A 19,966-nucleotide genomic window follows, 5' to 3' on the forward strand; every position below is an offset into this window, starting at 1 on the left:
ATACCCGTTGTTGTGTCATGTCATGATAAAATGGGGATTAATCCGAGTGCAACCCATTGTGGCGAGACGCAAGAATTTCTCTAATCACAACTATGGGCTGCCGTTCTATAAACCCGTCAATTGACAGGGGTGCCGCGGCAGCTTTTCAAGGTGGCGCAGCTCGGACATCGGCAACCAGGACGCGATCGCAGCCGCGTGGCAATAGGCCGGGGGTCGAATTTGAGACGGTTGGTATTGAAAAATATGCATGTCCAGGCCGCCCGGCGTGATATCGGCGAAGGGATGACTTCAAGGGCGGGTGGATCGCTGAACCGCATATCTACACCCGGTCCCAAAGGCGATATCGACGAGCGTTTATGATTCAAACGCCGAATGATGGTCGCCATTTCTAGTTGTAACACGGCAAGGATGCATCTCCTGAGCGCGGTCTAGGTTGTGCAAAATAACACAAGAATCTGTGACGTCCTCTCAACAAGCTTGCTGGATTTTGAATACGGTTGATGCCCCACATAACACGCCGCGCATGGGCCGGATTTTGATGGCGAAGGTCGACGCCACCAATGTTGCCATGTCGACGGCCTTCGGGCCGGCGACACTTTTACGCTTCGAGGTGATCACGGGGGAGGTGCGTTAAGGCAAGGGTCTTATACGCCTGGTTCGTCACCTGCTTCCTTCCGCTGTCGGGTCAGGCCCGTTCAGGCGATACGTGTTCCATTGCCGTCATAAGGCCATTTCCAGTTGTTGATTTCCGGCATGTCCTCGCCGTATTGGCGAACATAGTGGTGGTGCGCTTCGAGTTTGCCGCGGAAAAGCTTGATCGCATCAGCCGCTTTTTCCTTCAATCCCGGCACGCGTTCGATCGCCTCGATGGCGAGATGGTAGCGGTCGAGTTCGTTGAGAACGGTCATGTCGAACGGTGTTGTCGTCGTCCCTTCCTCGATGAAGCCGCGGACATGAATGTTGTTGTGGTTCGTGCGCCGGTAGGTCAGGCGGTGGATCAGGTAGGGATAGCCGTGATAGGCGAAGATGACTGGCCGATCGGGCGTGAATAGCTCGTCAAAGGCTTCGTCGGTCAGGCCGTGCGGATGGTGTTCCTTGGACTGCAATGCCATCAGGTCGACGACGTTGACGACGCGGATCGACAGTTCCGGAATGTTCTGGCGGAGAAGATCGACCGCGGCAAGCGTCTCCATGGTCGGCACGTCACCGGCGCAGGCCATGACGACATCGGGCTCCACCGTGCTCTGTTCGTTGCCGGCCCAATCCCAGATACTGATGCCGGCCTCGCAATGTCTGGCGGCTTCATCCATCGACAACCATTGCAGTTCCGGCTGTTTGCCGGCAACAATGACGTTGATGCGGTCATAGGTCTTCAAGCAATGGTCGCCGATCCACAGCAGCGTATTGGCATCCGGCGGCAGATAGATACGCACGGTGTCGGCCTTCTTATTGGCGACGAGGTCGACGAAGCCGGGATCTTGATGGCTGAAACCGTTATGGTCCTGCCGCCAGACATGCGAGGTCAGCAGATAGTTCAGCGAGGAAACCGGTTTGCGCCACGGTAGCTCGCGCGAGACTTTCAACCACTTGGCGTGCTGGTTGAACATCGAATCGATGATGTGGATGAAGGCTTCGTAGCAGGAAAACAGGCCATGGCGACCGGTCAGCAGATAGCCCTCCAGCCAACCTTGGCACAGATGTTCGCTCAGCACTTCCATCACCCGACCGTCACGCGCCAGGCCGACGTCATACGGCTCGATTTCTTCCATCCAAACACGATCGGTCACTTCGAAGACGCTGCCAAGGCGGTTGGACTCTGTCTCGTCAGGACCGAAGATGCGGAAATTGGCATTGTCGGCATTGAAGGTCAGGGTATCGCGGAGATAATGGCCAAGGATTTCCGTCGATTGCGCCATCGTTCTGCCGCGCTCTTCGACGGTCACTGCATAATCGTCGATGGCGGGCATTAAGAGTTCTTGACGCAGGAGACCGCCGTTGGCATGGGGATTGGCGCCCATGCGTCGTTGGCCCGTCGGCGCCAGCGCGCGCAAATCGTCCTTCAGACGCCCGTCGATGTCGAAGAGATCCTCCGGATCGTAGCTTTGCATCCAGTCTTCCAGGATATTCCGATGGCCGGCATCCTCGCGGCAATTGGAAACCGGCACCTGATGCGCCCGCCAGAAGCCCTCAACCCTCTTGCCGTCGACTTCCTTTGGGCCTGTCCAGCCCTTCGGGCTTCTGAACACGATCATCGGCCAGCGCGGGCAGAAATTGCCGGGCGCACCGTGGCGGGCCTCATGTTGAATGGCGCGGATACGATCGAAGGTCTGTTCGAAGGTCGCGGCCATGGCCTGATGCATCTTGTGCGGTTCCGAACCTTCGACGAAGAACGGCTCGTAGCCGTAGCCGATGAAAAGATGGCGCAGATCCTCGTCGCTGGCGCGGCCGAGAAGGGTGGGGTTGGCGATCTTATAGCCGTTGAGATGCAAGATCGGCAGCACGGCACCGTCACGTGCCGGGTTGAGGAACTTGTTGGAATGCCAGCTAGCTGCCAGCGGGCCGGTTTCGGCTTCACCATCGCCGACGACGCAGGCCGCGATCAGATCGGGATTGTCGAAGACGGCGCCATAGGCGTGGACGAGGGCATAACCGAGTTCGCCGCCCTCATGGATCGAACCGGGCGTTTCCGGCGCGGCGTGGCTCGGAATGCCACCTGGGAAGGAGAACTGGCGGAAAAGTTTGCGCATGCCGTCCACATTCTCGGAAATATCCGGATAGATTTCACTATAGGTGCCTTCGAGATAGGTATTGGCGACCATGCCGGGACCGCCATGGCCGGGGCCACAGACATAGATGATATCGAGATCGCGATTGCGGATGATCCGATTGAGATGAGCGTAGATGAAATTCAGTCCGGGTGTCGTGCCCCAATGGCCGAGCAGGCGGGGTTTGATATGCTCGGCCTGCAGCGGCTCGCGCAGCAACGGATTGTCGAGAAGATAGATCTGCCCCACCGAGAGATAATTGGCCGCGCGCCAATAGCGGTCGATCAATGCCAGCTCGGCGGCATCAAGCACGCCGGTAGAATCTGCGGTTACCTGCTTTTCCATGTGATTGCTCCGATTCAATGTGGTCGAATGCGAAGCTAACGCCCATGGAGCGCGGTGGTTATGATCTGGATCACTCACCTGCCAAAATCGACAGGGCCTCATCGGCAATGATCTGCTCTTCGTCCGTCGGAATGACGAAAGCAGCAACGGAGCTTAATGATGTGCTGATGATGGGCGCGTTGGTTGCGTTCGCGTCATTGTCGATATCTACGCCGAGCCACCGCAGGCGGTCGCCGATCGCGGCACGAATTTCCGGCTGGTGCTCGCCGATGCCGGCGGTGAAGACGAGGCCGTCCAGGCCGCCAAGCGTTACCATCATGCGGCCGATCTCGCCGGCAATGCGCAGGCAAAACAAGTCGATCGCCTCTCGCGCTTCCGCACGCGCGTCCTTAAGCAAATCGCGCGTGTCGGCGCTGATGCCGGAGACGCCGATCAGACCGGAATGGTGGTAGAGCATGTCTTCCGCATCCTTCAGCGTCGTGCCCTTCGACCTAAGCAGATGCAGCAGCACGCCGGGATCGAGCGTGCCGCAGCGCGTCGCCATGGGGATGCCATCCAACGTCGAAAATCCCATGCTGCAATCACGGCTTTCACCGTTATCGAGGGCGCAGAGGCTGGCTCCGCTGCCAAGATGGGCGACAACGACCTTGCCGGCGGCCGCCTTGGGGGCGCGCTTCCGCAGTTCCGTGGCTATGAAAGCATAGGAAAGCCCGTGAAAGCCGTAGCGCTTGATGCCCTCATCGTGCAGCGCGCGAGGGAGAGCGAAGCGACGAACGAGATCGCTCTGGGTGGCGTGGAAAGCCGTGTCGAACGAGGCGGTCTGCGCGAGTGCCGGCCGTAGATGTTTGACTGCGCGGATCAGGCGCAGCGCCTGCGGCTGGTGCAGCGGCGCAAGCGCAGTCAGCCCTTCGATTTCGCGGATACTGACGTCATCGAGGCGCACCGGACCGGTGAACATATCGCCCCCATGGACCACACGATGACCGATGGCGCTTAAGGTGGAGAGGTCGAAATGCTCGCCGAGGATGCCAAAAGCTTCCTCCACGACTTCTTGCAACTGTTCGCCTGTGTCCGTTTGCAGAGAGCGTTCGAAAGATGTCGGACCTTCCGTCAAATGGAAGGAGAGGGGGCGGCGACGGAAATCGATCAGTCCCTTGCCGATGCGGTGCGCTTGATCCGTCTTGATTTCGAACAGGCCGATTTTGACCGTGGACGACCCAGCATTGAAAGTCAGCAGCAGGTTTCCGTTCCGCATAGTGCCAGCCTCATCAAAGGAATATCCGTCAATCGAGAAGTGAACGCGTCGGCTCGCACAAAGCGAGGACCGGCACCGTCAGCCTGCGAGAAAACACGGCGGCAAAAGGCAATTCGATTGCCGTTTGTTCCGTTGGAACTGGGCAGTCAGGCCAGGCGCGACGGCAAAGCCGCGCCCGGAGCAATTTGAAAGACCGGCCTCAGCGAGCCTTCTTCGTCAGTTCTTTCGCCCTTTTATTGTCCTCGACGATTTCATACCACATTGCGTTGAGGACGGCGAAGGCTGCGGCGAGAGGGAAGCCGAGAAGCCAGGCAAAATACCACATGTTCTTTCTCCTATCGTCAGATCAGTAGGCGTGGTGGCTCTTGTCGCTGACCGTCCCGGCGTCGATCTTGCCCCAGAGCACCCGGTATACCCAGGCGGTATAGAGCAGGATGATCGGCAGGAAGAGGACCGACACGACCAACATGATGAACAGCGTCATATGGCTCGAGGATGCGTCCCAGACCGTGAGACTGGAGCGCGGGTCAAGCGAGGAGGGCAGGATAAAGGGGAACATCGAGACGCCGACCGTCGAGATGATGCCGAAAATGGCGAGTTTGCTGAAGAGCAGCGGCGCCACTTGACGGCGGGCAAGCATCGACAGAAGGGCCGCGATCGGGCCGAGGAGACCGAAGACCGGAGCAATCATCATCCAGGGATGTCTGCCATAATTGGTGAACCAGGCGCCGGGCGCGCGATCGACGGTCTTCAATAGCGGATTGGACGGACCGATCGTGTTGATCTCGCTGGTGATGTGATAGCCGTCGATGCCATACCAAAGGGCGAGGCCGCCGAGAGCGAAGAGCACGATAGTTGCGAGCGCTGCCAGGCTGCCGTAACGGCGAGCTCGATCGGCGACGACGCCGTCCGTCTTCAACTGCAGCCATGCCGCGCCATGCATGGCGAGCATGGCGACGGAGAGCAGACCGCAGAGCAATGCATAGGGATTGAGCAGTTCAAAGAACGAGCCCTCGTAATAGATCCGCATGTCGTCGGCGAAGCGGAACGGCACACCCTGCAGGACGTTGCCGACGGCCACGCCGAAGATCAGGGAAGGAACGAAACCGCCGATGAACAGCGCCCAGTCCCAGCCTGCCTTCCAGCGGGCACTCTCGCGCTTTGAGCGGTATTTGAACGCCACCGGCCTGAGGATGAGCGCGAAGAGGACCGCGAACATCGCCAGATAGAAGCCGGAGAAGGAGACCGCGTACAGCGGCGGCCAGGCGGCGAAGATGGCGCCGCCGCCTAGGATCAGCCAGACTTGGTTACCTTCCCAGGTCGCGCCAATCGCATTAATGGCGATGCGCCGCTCGGTATCGGTCTTCGCAACGAAGGGCAGGAGCGCACCGATACCGAGATCGAAGCCGTCGGTCACCGCAAAGTTGATCAGCAGAACGCCGAGCAGTACCCACCAGATGATGCGCAAAGTTTCATAGTCGATCAGTTGATGCAGGATCATGATGGTTACTCCGCAGCAGAAACGAGGGTTTCGGAAACAAGGTCGGCTTCCGGCTCGTCGTCCGGTTCCGGGCCATTGCGAATGGCTCTGATCATCAGGCTCATCTCAATGACGATCAGCGCGGTGTAGATCGCGGCGAAACCGAGGAGAGTGAGAAGCACGGCGCCGGCCCCGAGATTGGAGACGGCGGCGGCGGTCGGCAGCACGCCCTCGATAATCCAAGGCTGGCGGCCGAACTCGGCGACGATCCAGCCGAACTCGATGGCAACCCAGGGAAGCGGGATGGCAAAGACGGCGATCCTGAGCAACAGGGGGTAACGGTCGAGCTGGCGGCGCGCGGACAACAAGAAGAAGGTCGCCGTCAGCAGGATAAAGAACATACCGAGACCGACCATGACGCGGAATGTCCAGAAGAGGGTGGGCACATTCGGAATGGTATCGCGCGCGGCCTGATCGATCTGCGCATCTGTCGCCTGGCGCGGATCGTCGACATAGCGCTTCAGTAGCAGGGCGTAGCCGAGTTCATGGCCGATATCTTCGAAGGAAGCGCGCGCCTGCTCTATGGAGGTATCCTGCGCTGTGGCACCGGCAGCCGCGGGCTGGGCGGCGCGGATCTTCAATAGTGCGTCGTAGGCCTTGATGCCGTCGCGGATGCGGGTCTTGGCCTGTTCCTCGAGCTGGTTGATGCCGGGAATTTCGGTGGTCAGCGAGCGGGTACCGATCAGGCCCATGACCCACGGGATGTGCACGGCAAAATGGGTTTCGCGTGCCTGCTGGTCCGGGAAGCCGAAGGCGGTAAAGGCGGCGGGTGCCGGCTGGGTCTCCCACATGGCCTCGATCGCCGCGAGCTTCATTTTCTGGTGCTCGGTCGAGAGATAACCGCTTTCGTCGCCGAGAACGACGACCGACAGCGCCGAAGCCAGGCCGAAGGAGGCGGCAACCGTCATTGAGCGCTTAGCGATCTCTATGTGGCGGCCTTTCATCATGTACCAGGCCGAAACTCCGAGCACGAAGATCGAGGCGCAGACATAACCGGCCGACACGGTATGGACGAACTTTGCCTGGGCGACGGGATTGAAGACAACATCGAAGAAGCTCGTGATCTCCATGCGCATGGTCTGCGGATTGAGCGCCGAGCCGACCGGATTTTGCATCCAGCCATTGGCGATGAGGATCCAGAGCGCGGAGAAGTTGGAGCCGAGCGCGACCGCCCACGTAGTGACGAGGTGTCCGACCTTGGAGAGCCTGTCCCAGCCGAAGAAGAACAGGCCGACGAAGGTCGCCTCAAGGAAGAAGGCCATCAGGCCCTCGATCGCCAGTGGCGCGCCGAAGATGTCGCCGACGTAATAGCTGTAATAGCTCCAGTTCATGCCGAACTGGAATTCCATGACGATGCCCGTTGCGACGCCAAGCACGAAGTTGATGCCGAACAGCGTGCCCCAGAATTTGGTCATCTGGCGCCAGATCTGGCGTCCAGTCATCACATAGGTCGTCTCCATGATGGCAAGCAATACGGAGAGGCCGAGCGTCAGCGGCACGAACAGGAAGTGATAAAGCGCAGTCATGGCGAACTGCAGGCGCGATAGCGCCACGATGTCGAGTTCCATAGTCATTCTCCCACGGTCCCACGGGGGTTGGTCTGTACGGCGCTATTCGACGCGCCGTCTTTTCACGGTCAGTTTGCCGCCTCAGTCCGGTCGCAGCCGGTCCAGGATGGCATCGAATTCTTGTTCGCCACGTCGCGCCATCGCTGTGATGCGGCCATGTTCGAGCATGGCGATACGGTCGGCGATCGCGGCTTCACGGCGGATATGCGTGGCGATGACGAGGCTGCGGCCGGCGGCGTTGGTGGCAATCTCTCCCAACACGGCGCGGGCAGTCTCGGCGTCGAGCCCTTCAGTCGGTTCGTCGAGCAGCCAGAGCGGCGTGTCGCGCAGGAATAGACGGGCCAGCGCGAGCCGGCGCGATTGACCGCCCGACAGGCCGGCCCCGCCTTCGCCGAGACGCGCCGAAAGCTTTTTCGGCAGTGTCTGGATATCGTCGAGAAGGCCTGCGGCCTCCAGCGCCTGACGAAGCCGTTCGTCGCTTGCGAGCGGGTCGGCGAGCAACAGATTGTCGCGGATCGTATCGTCGAAAAGCTCAGTGCGCTGTGTCAACGTCGTTGCCCTGAGGCGGGTGATCGTTCCGGACGCCGGGGCAATTTCGCCGGCAAGCAGCGCTAGCAGGGTCGATTTTCCGGCGCCGCTTGCGCCGACAAGGGCAAGTCGCTCGCCGGCAGCCAGCGACAGGGAAAGGCTTTTGATCGCCGGATGCCACGCTTTCTCGTAGGTCGCGCTGACTGCCTGCAACTGGAATGCATAGGCTTCGGGTGGCTGCATGATTTCAGAGGCTACATCTTCCGTCGCCAGGCGCGGGGCGATACGTCTGGCGGCGAGCAGCGTGCGGCCGAGCTCCAACGCCCCGCGACGCAGCGCCGCAAACGGTTCTGTCGCAGCGAAGGCTATCAGCAAACCGAAAGCGGCGGCTGGCGCACCGATGGCGCCGTGTTTTGCCAGCGCGGCCACGGTCAGGAGCGTGGCTGTCAGCAGAAGCGTCGAGGCGAGCGAAAAGCTGGTATTGACGATATTTTCGATCCTGTTCAATTCATGATCCGCTTCGGCGAGCCGCCGGTCGGTATCGTCGATCGCGACGCGTTGCGCCCGCAGGCGGCCGGCCATGGCAAGATCTGTCTGGCCGGCGACCAGGTCGATGACGCGCGCCCGCAGCGCTTCCATCGCATGGGCGCGGCGGCGTCCCGGCTTCATTGCCATCCGGCCGGCGATCAAAGGAATACCGAGGCCGATGGTAACGAGCCAAAGGCCGACCAAAATACCGAAGATCGGCTGCATCAGGCCCAGCGCAACGCCGATAGCGAGAGCTGACAGCAGGGCGACGCCCGCCGGTAGCAATACGCGCAGGTAAAGCGAATCCAGCGCATCGATATCGGCCGTCAGCCGGAACAGCAGCTTGGCCGGGCGGCGCATCATATCGGCGGCGCTGCCGGATGCTGCCCAGCCGCGAAAGAGCCTCTCGCGCAAGGCCGCGAGAACGCGCAAGGTCACGTCATGGGTCACCAGTCGCTCGCCATAGCGCGCTGCCGTACGGCCGATGGCGAGCAGGCGGATGCCGGCCGATGGCGCGAAGACGTCGAAGACGATGGCACTCGTGGCCGAGACGCCGGCAAGCGCGGTCGCGGTGATGAACCAGCCGGAAAGGCCCAGTAATCCGGCGCCCGCCAGCACGGCCAAAGCCGATAGCGCGGCGCCGAGGCAAAGACCGCGTCCACGCTCGGCATGAAACAGGCGGACGACCGGCAGAAGCGTTGAGAGGCTCCGTTTCATGCGGCAATCCCCTTGCGTTGGGTTTCGAGATGGATGGTGCGGTCGAGGCGTGCCGCAAGCAGCGGATCATGGGTGGCGACGATCAGCGTCCGGCCCTCTGCCAGCGCCAGCAAAGCCTCGGTCACATCGGCTGCTGTTGCGGCGTCGAGGTGGGCGGTCGGCTCGTCGGCGAGGATGATGTCGGCGTCGTGATTGGCGGCCACGCGAGCCAGCGCCAGCCGCAGCGCCTCGCCGCCGGAGAGGCCGAGGCCGCCTTCGCCGACCGCGGCTATCTCGTTCGCAGCGACCACGCCGTCCAGGCGCACGGCGCGAAGGGCATCCTCAATGGCGCCATTGTCGATACCGGCGCGCCCCAGGCTGACATTTCTCTTCAGGCTGCCAGAGAAAATATGTGGCCTCTGTCCAACCCAGGCCATGCGGGAGCGAAGGGCGGCAGCGCTGTTCTCGGTCAGCGCGACGCCGCCGATCTTGATCGTGCCGGCTTCCAGCTGCGCAAGCCCCGCAATCAGGGAGAGGATGGTGGTTTTGCCGGAGCCGCTGGCGCCCCAGAGCGCGACATGGTCTCCGGCTGCAATGTTGAGATAGAGGTTGTTGATTATTGCCGGAAGATCCGGTGCGTGACGGAAGACCAGTCCGTCGATCTGCACGGATGGAGCCGCGGGCACGCCCTTTACGCCGTCTTGGTCGGCGGTATCGAGGATCGCAGGTCCTTGCGACGATAGGGCGTCGAGTGCTGCAAGCGCCGCTTCGCCGTTGGCGCGATCGTGCCATACGGCTGAGAGTTCGCGCAGGGGCTCGAAAAAGGCCGGTGCGAGCAGAAGGATGAAAAGGCCCTGCGTAAGAGTGAGCCGACCATTCCATGTGCCGATGTCTATCGAACCCAGCAGGCTGAAGCCGATATAGACAGAGGTCGCGGCAACGCCGAGGGCGGCGAAAAGCTCGAGAACAGCGGAGGATAGAAAGGCGATTTTCAGCACCGCCATCGTGCGGTTTCGCAACGACTCCGCATCGGCGCGCAATCGTCCAGCCGTTATATCGACGGCGTCAAGCGCCCGGATCGTGGCGAGGCCGCGCAGGCGATCGAGCAGAAAGGCGTTGAGGCCGCCGGTTTCGGCCAGCTGCTTTTCGCTGGCGGCTTTGGCGCGCCAGCCGATCAGGGCCATGAAAATTGGAATGAGCGGCGCCGCGATCAGCAGTATAAGCGCCGCAACCCAGGAAATCGGAAGGATGCAAGCGAAGAAGACGAGCGGCACCGTGCTCGCCTTCATGCGTATCGGCTGAAAGCGGGCGAGATAAGGCACCACCGCCTCGGCCTGTTCGCCGACGACGCTCGCCGCCAAGCCCGAGGCCGGCCTGCCGGTATCGAGGGGCGATCGGGCTGCAAGTGCCGCGACTGCGCGATTGCGTCGTGATGTGAGCTCGCCTCTCGCCGCGCGAAAAGCAATGCGTGTTCCGGCGGCATCGACGGCAGCACGCACGACGCCGAGCGCCAATATCGCAAGTGCTGCAAGTGCCACCTCCGTCGTGCTGCCGCCATCGCTTATGACACCGACGCTGAAGGCGAGGAGAGCTGCTTGCGGAATCCAGATCAGCGCCGCAATAGTCTGCAGGCTCGCGGCAAGCCTAAGCCCTGCCGGCTTTCGTTTCGCTGTTGCAGGATTTCGCTTCGCGCTTGGGGCGGCGTCGCCCGCCGTGCGTGTTTCTTCCTGACTGATGTCAGGATCGAAGAAGGCAGCCGTCATTATTCAATCCTCTTTCGCCGTCTTGGAACGCCGGCGGCCGAGCGAGACGACGCGGTCCTTGGTCTCCAGCAGCTTCGTCACCTTCGAGCCGAGCAGCAGCAGGGTCGCAAGCCGCTCGGTCTCCAGCTGCCTGACGTCGTCGTACCAATTGGTCAGCCGCTCGATCAGGCCGTACATTTCGTTCATACGCCCCTGGGCATAACGTTCGGCATCGCTCGCCGGCTGCTGCATCAGGGTTTCACGCAGCATCGAGAGCGTCGGATCGACCTCGCGCTTCTTGCGCTCTTCGGCGAGCGTGCGCAGGATCTGCCAGACATCGTCCGGCGTCGTAAAGAAATCGCGGCGGTCGTCCGGCTTGTGCCTGAGCAGCACGAGATTCCAGGTCTGTAGTTCGCGCAGGCTCATGGAGACATTCGAACGGGAAATGCCGAGCGCTTCGACGATTTCGTCAGCGCAGAGCGGCGCCGGGGAGACGAAAAGAAGGGCGTAGATCTGTCCGACGGTGCGGTTGATGCCCCAGCGCGAACCCATCTCCCCGAAGTGAAGCACAAAGGACTGTACGAGAGGCGGAAGATTCATGGCTGCATCCTGTTGTCAGTGATTTCAGAAATTTCTGAAAAAACTGTAAGTCTTTCTGTCCTGTTTGCAATCGATATGTTGCCCATGCGTCAATCTGTGTGAGCAAACTCTCGCCTATGCTGTGATTATGCCGGACATGGAGCGAGCAGGCTTTGACTGAAATCAAAGCTGTCGCCACCAACCACTCTTGCGTGGCTACGACTCAACCTGTCGACATACGCGGCGACATCATGAAAGCTATGGTCGATCATTTAGAGGGGCGCCGGAGGCGCTTCGCCTATGGGCTCTCCCACCAAGCGCGCGCCATCACTTATTCGGCTGGCGCGGCGAACCGGAGAATATCAGCCCGCTTTGGCTGATGATGTCGATCCTTCCATCTGCCCGATCTCGTGCAGATGCGCTTCCAGCGCTAGCCGGTCGATCGAGGCGATTGGAAGGTTGACCAGGAGCATGATCCGATTTTTCAGATAGCGAGCGGCCCGCGCGAAGGCGCGCGCCTTTTCGACTTCGGTGCCTTCGACAGTGGAGGGGTCCTCGATGCCCCAATGCGAGGAGGCGGGATGGCCGGGCCATACCGGGCAGGCCTCACCTGCCGCATCGTCACAGACGGTGATGATGAAATCCATCTGCGGCGCGCCCGGCTTTGCGAAAACATCCCAGCTTTTCGAGCCGAAGCCGGAAGAGGGATATCCAAGGGCATCAAGTGTCTTGGTGGCCCAGGGATTTATCGTGCCCTTGGGAGAGCTGCCAGCCGAAAAAGCGTGGAAACGGCCCTTGCCCTCGGTGTTCAAGATCGACTCTGCCAGGATCGAGCGGGAAGAATTGCCCGTGCAGAGGAATAGAACATTGTAGACGCCACTATCGCTCATTGCGCTTTCTCCCCCATGTATCGTTTTTGTAAAGAAGGTGACGGTCACAGTAGCTAGGCGTCCGGATGGCCGGCATCGCATCCCCTTTCAGGAAGCGCGCCGACTGCCAGAAGCATTAAAGTCACAACTATACATGATAAAAGGACAAATGCGTCACGCTAGAAGGAATTAGCGGTGATTAAATCTCGGCATTTGACTGAAGCATGCCGACGCGAACAGCAAATCTTTCTCCAGGACCGTGAACTGCCGCAAAGAGCAGGCCGGCGAGAAAGACGAAGTGATCGATGAAGAAGCCGAATTCCGCCTGGTTCCCGCTCCAGCGGTTTGGTCCGTGGAAGCTGAAGGCAAGGAAGATGACGTAGATGCCGGCTGCCAATGCTGCCTCCGAGAAGAAGGCTCCCGTCAGCAGGCAGATCGCCAGCGCGCTTTCGAAGAAGGCAGCGATCCAGGCGAGAAACAGCGACATCGGGAAACCGGCCGAGGCAATAAAGCCGGCGGTCGATTGCATGTCGGCGAATTTGAAGGCGGCCGCCATCACGAAGACGGCGCCGAAGATCAATCGGGCCAGGCAGATTGCGATTGTCTTGCTCATGTCGATATCCTCCGCTTTTTGACTATTCGGCGATCCGCGATTCCGCATCGCCGTTCTGACCCAAGGACGAAGGATAGGCCACGTTCCCGACATGACGGGGAAAAAATGTTTTTGCGTTGGAGGTCGGATCGCGCGATCCGAACTCTCATGAGGTCCGGTTCGCGTTTCCGCACCAAAATTACTTCGCCGATGAGCGAGCGGAAATTCCGGTATATGGGTTCGGGTCATATTGCTTTATGTCGCCAAACACATAGCCCCGTTGCTTTAATTGCTGAATGAGGGCCTTGAGCTTTTCCTTGCCGTCGAAACGATCCTGAAACATCTCATCATGCATCAAGAGGATCATCTCATTGCGTTTCATGAACCGGCCATAGGCGAAGAGATGATCGATTTCGCCGAGCAGGAGATCGACGGATTGTACCGGCTTGCCGTCTCCCGAATGCGCCCATTCGAAGTCCCATCCGTAGATCAGGAACTTCATCGCAGCCACATAGTCGTAATCGACCACTTCGCGCTCGTAGCGGGCAGGGTCCATCGACAGATCGTCCTTGGAATAGTTGATCAGGCGAAAGACGTCGCGTCCGGGCAGGCGGGCATAGACCCAGGGCGTCAGGCCAAGCACGGCATTGGCCTTGAGCATGTCCGCAACGACGGCGTCGGTGTTGGAGTAATAGTCCCTATAGTGATTGTTCGCGTGGCTGTAGCTGTGGTTTCCAACCGTGATCAAAGGCAGGGCCTTGGCGCGCATCAACAGCGCCCTTTGCTCGCCGCTGGATTCGACATGAAGCCCGACCATGAACATCGCCGCCGGCACCTGTTCTTCGGCAAGCACATCCAGAACATTCGCCGTCCCCGACAATGGCCCGTCATCGAAGGTGAGATAGATAACCCGCCCAGCCGCATCGGCCGGCAAGGCGCTGCAAAGCAAGGCGAGCGCCGCCAGTGTCGTGCGAAGGTATTTGCCAATTGACATGGATAGCGCCCCTCGTTTCCCGGCTCGTTATCGCATGTCTATAGCGGCTGTTCCATTAAGACTGCTTAATAGTCTCCTCATCGGGTCGGCGAACCGGCGCATGCTTTCAAGGCGCGATCGGCCTTTTCCTCCGCAGCATCACATGGTGGGTATAGGCAACGATGATTTTCCGTCGGTCGCAGAATGTGGATCACAATCTCCGAGGGGAGGCGCCGGCGCGAAGATATCAAGGTTCGAGCCGGCGAAGGTGATGGATGCGCAAGTCAGTTGGGATTCCGGTCGCCAGGAACTCTATGGGGAGTGTTCGTTCGGACGGCTTCCATGCTGTTGAAAAGTTCTTGAATGAGCTGCGTTATCCGCTCCGGGGAAGTCCCCTTGGCGCGTTCTTCCTCGATCCGGCGTCTGACAAGCATTTCCAAGTTCGTCATGTCTATCATCTCCGTTATCCGGCGCGACAGAAGTGTCATCCTCAAAGGGCGGAGGGGCAAGTTACAGTTTTTTCATGGATGTTTAGGGGGTGGGGATGGATAGAAGGCTGCTCGTACTGCGGTGGAGATGGAGCGGTGCGTGCGCAAAAGTTGTTGGCGGCACAGCACAACGTCGTATTTTTCTTCCCTACAGCAGCAAATACTGCCACCATAGCGAGAAAATTGATTTTTCTTCCGGATATTGTTGCGAAAACCAGGTGTGATTGCAAATGAAGTTAATTAAAGCGCACGTAACCAACTTTCGTTCGGTGGAAGATTCCGAGCCATTCGGGATTGAACAGGTCACCTGTCTTGTGGGGAAAAATGAGGCTGGCAAAAGCGCCTTGTTGCTGGCACTTGCTGCACTCAATCCACACCCCAGCACCCCTGTGGTATTCGATAAGGAGCGCGACTATCCTCGTCGACATCTCACTGCTTACGAGACGCGCCACAACGGGCGCGATGCGGTAGCGGTTGAAACCGAATGGGCACTGGATGCGGACGATATAAATGCTGTGGCCGCTGTGCTTGGTGACGGCATCATGACGTCTCAAACGATTACTGTTCGTCGAACTTATAATTCCGCAGGCACGATCTGGACGCTGGACGTCGATCAGAAGCGCGTAATCGACAATCTTCTCGCGTCGAAGGGATTCGATGATGCTCAACTTTCCGCGCTGAAGATTGCCACTTCTCCTGCAGAGCTTGCCAAGAAGATAGAGGCAATACCCGAGCTCACGGAACCGCAAACTAAGCTGGTTGTGTGGTTGAAGCAGCAGAGTACCTTTCTGGGTGCAGTGCGTAGCTGCTTGGAGCCGCACTTTCCGACGTTCATGTATTTCTCGAACTACGACCGGATGGAAGGGGCTGTCCAGTTCGAACTGTTGCAGCAGCTCAAGGCAAGCAACCAGCTTCAGCAGGACGAATACAGCGGTGCACGCCTCTTTTTGGAATTCATGGAATACGCTGGTGTCCCGCTGGAAGACATCCTGAAGGTAACGACGTATGAAACCTTCAACGCGAAACTCCAGGGAGCTTCGAACAACATAACGGATCAAATCCTGGAGTACTGGACGCAAAACCCGGATCTGGAAGTCCGCGTCGATGTCAGTCCGGGCAAGACGGGAGACAGACCGCCGTACAATGCCGGGACGGTAGGTCGTGCCCGCATATATAATCATCTACATCGCGTCGATACACCATTCTCCGAAAGAAGCGCCGGGTTTGTGTGGTTCTTCTCTTTCCTGGTCAAGTTTGCGCAAGTGAAGGCAAGCGGTCGGCCAGTCGTCTTGCTGCTCGACGAGCCGGGACTGACATTGCATGGAAAGGCGCAAGGCGACCTGCTGCGCTATTTCGATGAAAAGCTCGCGCCGTACCATCAGATCATCTACTCGACCCATTCGCCGTTTATGGTCGCGCCGGACAAACTGCTATCCGCGCGAGTGGTTGAGGATGTGGTCGATACCTCAGGTCCACGCCGTACATCCAAGGGAACAAAGGTTCGCAGCGACGTTCTGTCGAAGGATCCCGATACGTTGTTTCCATTACAGGGCGCGCTGGGATACGAGATCACGCAATCCTTGTTCGTCGGCAAACACACATTATTGGTCGAGGGCGCTTCAGACATATTGTATCTTCAGGCGTTGTCAGATGCTTTGAAGGCGCGGAAGCGGAGCGGACTCGATCCAAGATGGACGCTTTGTCCAACTGGCGGAATTGGCAACGTCAAGGCTTTCGTATCGTTGTTCGGTGGCAATAAGCTAGATATTGCGGTTCTTGCTGATCAGACAAAACCGGACACCAAGAAAATCGAGGAATTGCGACGCAGCCAAATTCTTCAGTCTGGTCGTGTGTTCACGATCTCCGACTTCACCGACAAGGAAGAGTCCGACATCGAAGACTTGTTTGATCCCATGCTGTTCGCTTCAATCCTGAACGGCTGCTATAACTTAACTGGAACGAGCAAGCTCACAGCGACATCTCTCGACGAAGCCGACCAGGCCACCGCAAGATTGGTCAAGAAAGCCGAAGCAGTGTTTCGCGTTCTCCCCGAGACGGTTCCCATGTTCGATCATTTCACACCGTCGGCATGGTTAATCCGAAATCTTGAGATCCTGGACGGCACTGGCGAAGAAGTTGAATCCAGTCTGCGACGAGCCGAAAAGCTGTTTCAAACGTTGAACGGCCTGCTCGTTTAGGACCAAGAGACGCGTGCCAGCCGGGTCGGGACGGCGACCGATGTGATTGGGATGTGCCACTTCTACATCGTGGGGGCAACATCTTAGTTGGGTGCGTGAAATTGAAGCACGACGTCTACCCGATGTAAGATGTGTTGAGCCAGAATCTTCGGCAGTGCCGCTAAAAGTTGCCGCACTCCGACGTAAGGGAATGCGAAGCAACGATGTAGCGCCCGCGATCCCCCTGCCGGCTACGGATTACAGTTTCCCACCGTTGTCTGGCTGGTGGTTCCACACTTGCTTTTAGCGATATCTGATTTCGGCTTGCCGGCAGAGCCGACAAGCGTGCCGGCATAGTTGCCGTAGTTCTGCCGGGTGTTCTGATCGACGATCGCCGCGGGCGCGGAAACGATCAGCCCTGCGGCGGTCCCGACCGTCTGCGCGGCTCCGGTCGTTGCTACCAGGATATTGTCGCCAATCCCAACCCTGCTGTCGGTCAAGATCTGTCCGTTGGACAACCGTCTGCCGATCAGTTGCACGATCTCGGGAGACTCCGCGAATTTGGTGTGGTGGAGACTGTCACCCTCCTTGAGCTTCGTGAGATCGATGACAGTAATATTGTTTGCTATCATTTCTTCCTTGTAGGGCGACTTCTCCGGATCGATCGCCCCCAGCCTGTCGACGTCGCCCCAGAGGCGGCGGGAGACGGCAAGCGCGCGGTCGTCGCGGGAAACAAAGAGTGTGAAGCGCGGCCGTTGTTTGCCCATATCGGCGATCTGTGAGCCGAAAACGTCGACGTCGACATCCGGCGCCGCCAGCATGACGTTCTTGAACTTTGCCGGCAGCCCGCCGTTGCGAATGGCCATCTGGCGCAAGGATTCCAGCGCCAGCCAGTTGCCCATCGAGTGAGCCAAGATCGATACTTCCTTCACCTGGGGATCACGCGCCAGATACTGGAACAAATTTTCTACTGCGTTTCTCGTATAGTTCGTGCTTTCGCGATCGTAACCGTAAGCCAGCAGGCTCCCGCGTGACGGCCATGTCGCGAGGACGGGCACGCTATGCGCACCAGAGTCGTGGACGATCTGCGCGAAACGGAAGACCGCGTCGTCAAACCGGTTGTTGAATCCGTGTATGAAGACGAGAACGCTGCCGTCCGGGCTCTTGCGCACCTGGGCGCTCAGCCACTTTTCAGCGGTGCCGCGGTCTATTTCATCAGCCTTCAGCGTTGCAAAATCCGTCGCCGGATTTGGTGGCAACCGTCGCGGCCAATCTACGTCTCCCGGCTTATGGGCCTTGGCTGGTGGAATCGAAACTGTAATGTCCGCGAAGTTCGCGGTGCGGGAGCGCTCGCCGTTGAACATCTCGCCGGGCGATTTTGCGCGACTGCGGGTCGTCGCGACAAGCATCTCAACCTGACTTGCCGAAGGACTGGCCGCGACCGGCGCGAGCACTCCAGTCGGGTGGCCCGCACAGGCGCTGAGCAAGGCCATGAGAGCGACGACACAAGGGAAGTGGGACCACGAACGCCCACCACGTTTGGTGTTTCGGGAGAGATGCCGCATCAATCTAATCACCTAGTGTCGTTGCAATTTACAGTCGGCACATATTGCCGTCCCCACTTCTTCAGGGGCCGGCGGTCGTCGGTGCGTCACTCGAATGCGCTGGGGTCGTGTCCGTCCCCAGCGGTTGATACGGCGACTGTCGCATCAAACTAGAAATGCATGACCAGCCCGAGGATCGGCCCCTGTTCGACGACGTCGAACTCGAAGCCATCGTTTTTGAAGTCGACGCCGATAGCCCGGTATCCGGCCACAGCCGAGATGGTCTGATTGAATTTGTAGCCGACCGTCGCGGCAACGTCCCAGTCGATGTCGGCGCCACCGCCCCCGACCAGACCCCATCCCGCTAGAAAGACGTTCGGTGTCAGGGAATAGGATCCCTTGAGCCCGCCAACGGCGTCTACCCAGGTGTCTCCATCGCTCCTTGATCTGCCGTCGAGAAATCCACCACTCAACGAGATCTTGGTATCGACAGACCAGATACGAGCGCCTCCAACCACGTCGAGATTGCCGGCTGAATCTTCCAATACGGAATATCCAACCCCCAGCAACCCGCTGAAGACTTGCGAATCGAGGTTCGCCTTGTCGGCGAAAACGCCGAACGGGGTCCCTTTGCTACCGGATATCTTCGTGTACAGGAGATCGCCGAACACGCTGTATCGGTCGTAACGGGCCTCTCCGATAGCCATGGCGCCGAAGTCGAGGTGGTCCCATATGTCGCCGAACGAGGCGTCGACATGAACAGGCGGCAGGCCGAATTGCCCGACGTCACCCGATATTCCCGCCGCCCAGAAGTAGGGGGCGAAGGTAAAGGTCCAGCCGCTCTCGGTCTTGATCTGCGCAGGCGCGGCGGAAACCGTCTGGGCGAGGTCGGCGGCAAATGCGGCGCTGTTCAGCAACAGCGCCGCACCGAAAGAAATTATCCAAGTAAGTCTAGATCTCATTGCAATCCTTCCAGGCGGTCCTTCCAGGCTCCGAGAGCGGTTCAGCTTTTCACGGAATGTCAGAACCGCTCTATCTATTTGTTCTTACACAATTTTCGGACGGAAAGCCCCTGCGCGGCTTTTCTGAAATCGCCCTAGTAGCACGGCGGATATGGATAGTAGCCACATACCGGCCGGCCGTAGGCAGCTGCCGCTCCCGCGGCTGCTCCGGCATACCAGGCGCCCCGGTACGCGGCTCTGCGCGCCGCCCCCGCGAAGGACAGCGGCGTGAACGGCATCCCGATGATGTCTATGAACGCCGAAGCCGGGCCATCCGCGCTGGTAATGTTCCCTTCGAGAACGTCGACGGCGAAAGTCAGCGTGTCGCCCTCAAGCGTCGGCGACTTCAAGGTGACGACGACATCTTCGACGGATCCGCCGGCTTTGCCCAGAACCGACACGGTTGCGTTCGGCGGGTCATTCGCGAAGCTGTCCGAGCCCTTGGTCCACTCTTCTATCAATTGGGACGTCAGCGCATGGCCCGCGGCGCGAACCGGACGGTCGGCGAACATGATGGAGTTCGGCGAGACACCGGTAAAGACAAGCTTCCCGTCGGCAAGGCGCGCGCCCCTGGAGTTGATCACGATCAGAGCCGGTTCGATCTTAGGCTTCGCGCTGCCAATGGACTTCGTGGCGGGAGCGGAGATTGCGTCCTCTGCCAGGGCGGCTCCGGTGGAAAGGGCGAGTCCCGCAAGAGTCATCGCCGCAAATACGATGTTTCTGAAGGTCATGAGAATTCCTCCTTCGAAATGGATAGGACTGACGAGACCCATCGT

At 59.3% G+C, this 19,966-nt stretch carries 16 protein-coding genes and 1 pseudogene; 3 read left to right on the forward strand and 14 right to left on the reverse strand.

Annotation, left to right across the window (positions count from 1 at the left end):
• Positions 1 to 490: 490 nt before the first annotated feature.
• Positions 491 to 634 (forward strand): annotated as a pseudogene (locus PY649_RS15910) (transglutaminase family protein); the annotation flags it as partial.
• A gap of 61 nt (positions 635 to 695) precedes the next feature.
• On the opposite strand, the gene PY649_RS15915 reads toward PY649_RS15910, so the two are convergent.
• From PY649_RS15915 to PY649_RS15965, 11 genes are all read right to left on the reverse strand, one after another.
• Positions 696 to 3,110 carry a phosphoketolase family protein gene (locus tag PY649_RS15915; protein ID WP_285869509.1) on the reverse strand — a complete coding sequence of 805 codons (2,415 nt, stop codon included), beginning with the start codon at positions 3,108 to 3,110 and terminating at the stop codon, positions 696 to 698.
• A gap of 70 nt (positions 3,111 to 3,180) precedes the next feature.
• Positions 3,181 to 4,365 carry an acetate/propionate family kinase gene (locus PY649_RS15920; RefSeq protein WP_285869511.1) on the reverse strand — a complete coding sequence of 395 codons (1,185 nt, stop codon included), beginning with the start codon at positions 4,363 to 4,365 and terminating at the stop codon, positions 3,181 to 3,183.
• Positions 4,366 to 4,564: 199 nt separating this feature from the next.
• Entirely contained in the window at positions 4,565 to 4,690 is a 126-nt protein-coding gene (cydX, locus tag PY649_RS15925) for a cytochrome bd-I oxidase subunit CydX (RefSeq protein ID WP_285869512.1), read from the reverse strand.
• 21 nt (positions 4,691 to 4,711) lie between these two features.
• Positions 4,712 to 5,866, reverse strand: coding sequence for a cytochrome d ubiquinol oxidase subunit II (gene cydB / locus PY649_RS15930; RefSeq protein WP_285869514.1), 1,155 nt, complete (start codon positions 5,864 to 5,866; stop codon positions 4,712 to 4,714).
• A 5-nt stretch (positions 5,867 to 5,871) separates the two neighbouring features.
• Positions 5,872 to 7,473, reverse strand: a complete 1,602-nt coding sequence (locus PY649_RS15935) for a cytochrome ubiquinol oxidase subunit I (protein ID WP_285869515.1) — start codon at positions 7,471 to 7,473, stop codon at positions 5,872 to 5,874.
• An 81-nt stretch (positions 7,474 to 7,554) separates the two neighbouring features.
• Positions 7,555 to 9,246 carry a thiol reductant ABC exporter subunit CydC gene (gene cydC, locus PY649_RS15940; RefSeq protein WP_285869517.1) on the reverse strand — a complete coding sequence of 564 codons (1,692 nt, stop codon included), beginning with the start codon at positions 9,244 to 9,246 and terminating at the stop codon, positions 7,555 to 7,557.
• Positions 9,243 to 10,988, reverse strand: a complete 1,746-nt coding sequence (gene cydD / locus PY649_RS15945) for a thiol reductant ABC exporter subunit CydD (protein ID WP_285869519.1) — start codon at positions 10,986 to 10,988, stop codon at positions 9,243 to 9,245. The genes cydC and cydD overlap by 4 nt, the downstream gene beginning before the upstream one ends.
• A 3-nt stretch (positions 10,989 to 10,991) precedes the next feature.
• Positions 10,992 to 11,567 carry a GbsR/MarR family transcriptional regulator gene (locus tag PY649_RS15950; RefSeq protein ID WP_285869520.1) on the reverse strand — a complete coding sequence of 192 codons (576 nt, stop codon included), beginning with the start codon at positions 11,565 to 11,567 and terminating at the stop codon, positions 10,992 to 10,994.
• A 341-nt stretch (positions 11,568 to 11,908) separates the two neighbouring features.
• Positions 11,909 to 12,436 (reverse strand): arsenate reductase ArsC, encoded by a 528-nt coding sequence (locus PY649_RS15955; protein ID WP_285869522.1) that lies wholly within the window; start codon positions 12,434 to 12,436, stop codon positions 11,909 to 11,911.
• 178 nt (positions 12,437 to 12,614) lie between these two features.
• Positions 12,615 to 13,028, reverse strand: a complete 414-nt coding sequence (locus tag PY649_RS15960; RefSeq protein ID WP_285869523.1) for a DoxX family protein — start codon at positions 13,026 to 13,028, stop codon at positions 12,615 to 12,617.
• Positions 13,029 to 13,206: 178 nt separating this feature from the next.
• Positions 13,207 to 14,001, reverse strand: coding sequence for a polysaccharide deacetylase family protein (locus PY649_RS15965; RefSeq protein ID WP_285869524.1), 795 nt, complete (start codon positions 13,999 to 14,001; stop codon positions 13,207 to 13,209).
• 254 nt (positions 14,002 to 14,255) lie between these two features.
• On the opposite strand from PY649_RS15965, the gene PY649_RS15970 reads away from it, so the two are divergent.
• Entirely contained in the window at positions 14,256 to 14,702 is a 447-nt protein-coding gene (locus tag PY649_RS15970) for a hypothetical protein (protein WP_285869614.1), read from the forward strand.
• Entirely contained in the window at positions 14,699 to 16,666 is a 1,968-nt protein-coding gene (locus tag PY649_RS15975) for an AAA family ATPase (RefSeq protein ID WP_285869525.1), read from the forward strand. The genes PY649_RS15970 and PY649_RS15975 overlap by 4 nt, the downstream gene beginning before the upstream one ends.
• Before the next feature lie 230 nt (positions 16,667 to 16,896).
• Here PY649_RS15975 and PY649_RS15980 read toward each other — a convergent pair whose 3' ends face one another.
• The 3 genes from PY649_RS15980 to PY649_RS15990 form a co-directional block, all read right to left on the reverse strand.
• Positions 16,897 to 18,213: an alpha/beta hydrolase gene (locus PY649_RS15980; protein ID WP_432761365.1), complete on the reverse strand. Its 1,317-nt coding sequence runs from the start codon at positions 18,211 to 18,213 to the stop codon at positions 16,897 to 16,899.
• A 146-nt stretch (positions 18,214 to 18,359) separates the two neighbouring features.
• Positions 18,360 to 19,151: a hypothetical protein gene (locus PY649_RS15985; RefSeq protein ID WP_285869527.1), complete on the reverse strand. Its 792-nt coding sequence runs from the start codon at positions 19,149 to 19,151 to the stop codon at positions 18,360 to 18,362.
• A gap of 134 nt (positions 19,152 to 19,285) precedes the next feature.
• A complete protein-coding gene (locus PY649_RS15990) occupies positions 19,286 to 19,921 on the reverse strand; it encodes a hypothetical protein (RefSeq protein WP_285869528.1) in 636 nt (211 codons plus the stop codon).
• Positions 19,922 to 19,966: the final 45 nt, after the last annotated feature.

Source organism: Rhizobium mayense (genome assembly GCF_030272705.1).
In the GTDB taxonomy this organism is placed as follows: domain Bacteria; phylum Pseudomonadota; class Alphaproteobacteria; order Rhizobiales; family Rhizobiaceae; genus Rhizobium; species Rhizobium mayense.

Excerpts from the sequence above, each read along its gene's own strand:
- PY649_RS15920 (WP_285869511.1), bottom strand. The coding sequence starts at position 4,365 with ATGCGGAACGGAAACCTGCTGCTGACTTTCAATGCTGGGTCGTCCACG.
- PY649_RS15965 (WP_285869524.1), bottom strand. The coding sequence starts at position 14,001 with ATGTCAATTGGCAAATACCTTCGCACGACACTGGCGGCGCTCGCCTTG.
- cydD (WP_285869519.1), bottom strand. The coding sequence starts at position 10,988 with ATGACGGCTGCCTTCTTCGATCCTGACATCAGTCAGGAAGAAACACGC.
- cydX (WP_285869512.1), bottom strand. The coding sequence starts at position 4,690 with ATGTGGTATTTTGCCTGGCTTCTCGGCTTCCCTCTCGCCGCAGCCTTC.
- PY649_RS15955 (WP_285869522.1), bottom strand. The coding sequence starts at position 12,436 with ATGAGCGATAGTGGCGTCTACAATGTTCTATTCCTCTGCACGGGCAAT.
- PY649_RS15935 (WP_285869515.1), bottom strand. The coding sequence starts at position 7,473 with ATGGAACTCGACATCGTGGCGCTATCGCGCCTGCAGTTCGCCATGACT.
- PY649_RS15985 (WP_285869527.1), bottom strand. The coding sequence starts at position 19,151 with ATGAGATCTAGACTTACTTGGATAATTTCTTTCGGTGCGGCGCTGTTG.
- PY649_RS15975 (WP_285869525.1), top strand. The coding sequence starts at position 14,699 with ATGAAGTTAATTAAAGCGCACGTAACCAACTTTCGTTCGGTGGAAGAT.
- cydB (WP_285869514.1), bottom strand. The coding sequence starts at position 5,866 with ATGATCCTGCATCAACTGATCGACTATGAAACTTTGCGCATCATCTGG.
- PY649_RS15950 (WP_285869520.1), bottom strand. The coding sequence starts at position 11,567 with ATGAATCTTCCGCCTCTCGTACAGTCCTTTGTGCTTCACTTCGGGGAG.
- PY649_RS15970 (WP_285869614.1), top strand. The coding sequence starts at position 14,256 with ATGCGCAAGTCAGTTGGGATTCCGGTCGCCAGGAACTCTATGGGGAGT.
- cydC (WP_285869517.1), bottom strand. The coding sequence starts at position 9,246 with ATGAAACGGAGCCTCTCAACGCTTCTGCCGGTCGTCCGCCTGTTTCAT.
- PY649_RS15960 (WP_285869523.1), bottom strand. The coding sequence starts at position 13,028 with ATGAGCAAGACAATCGCAATCTGCCTGGCCCGATTGATCTTCGGCGCC.
- PY649_RS15990 (WP_285869528.1), bottom strand. The coding sequence starts at position 19,921 with ATGACCTTCAGAAACATCGTATTTGCGGCGATGACTCTTGCGGGACTC.
- PY649_RS15915 (WP_285869509.1), bottom strand. The coding sequence starts at position 3,110 with ATGGAAAAGCAGGTAACCGCAGATTCTACCGGCGTGCTTGATGCCGCC.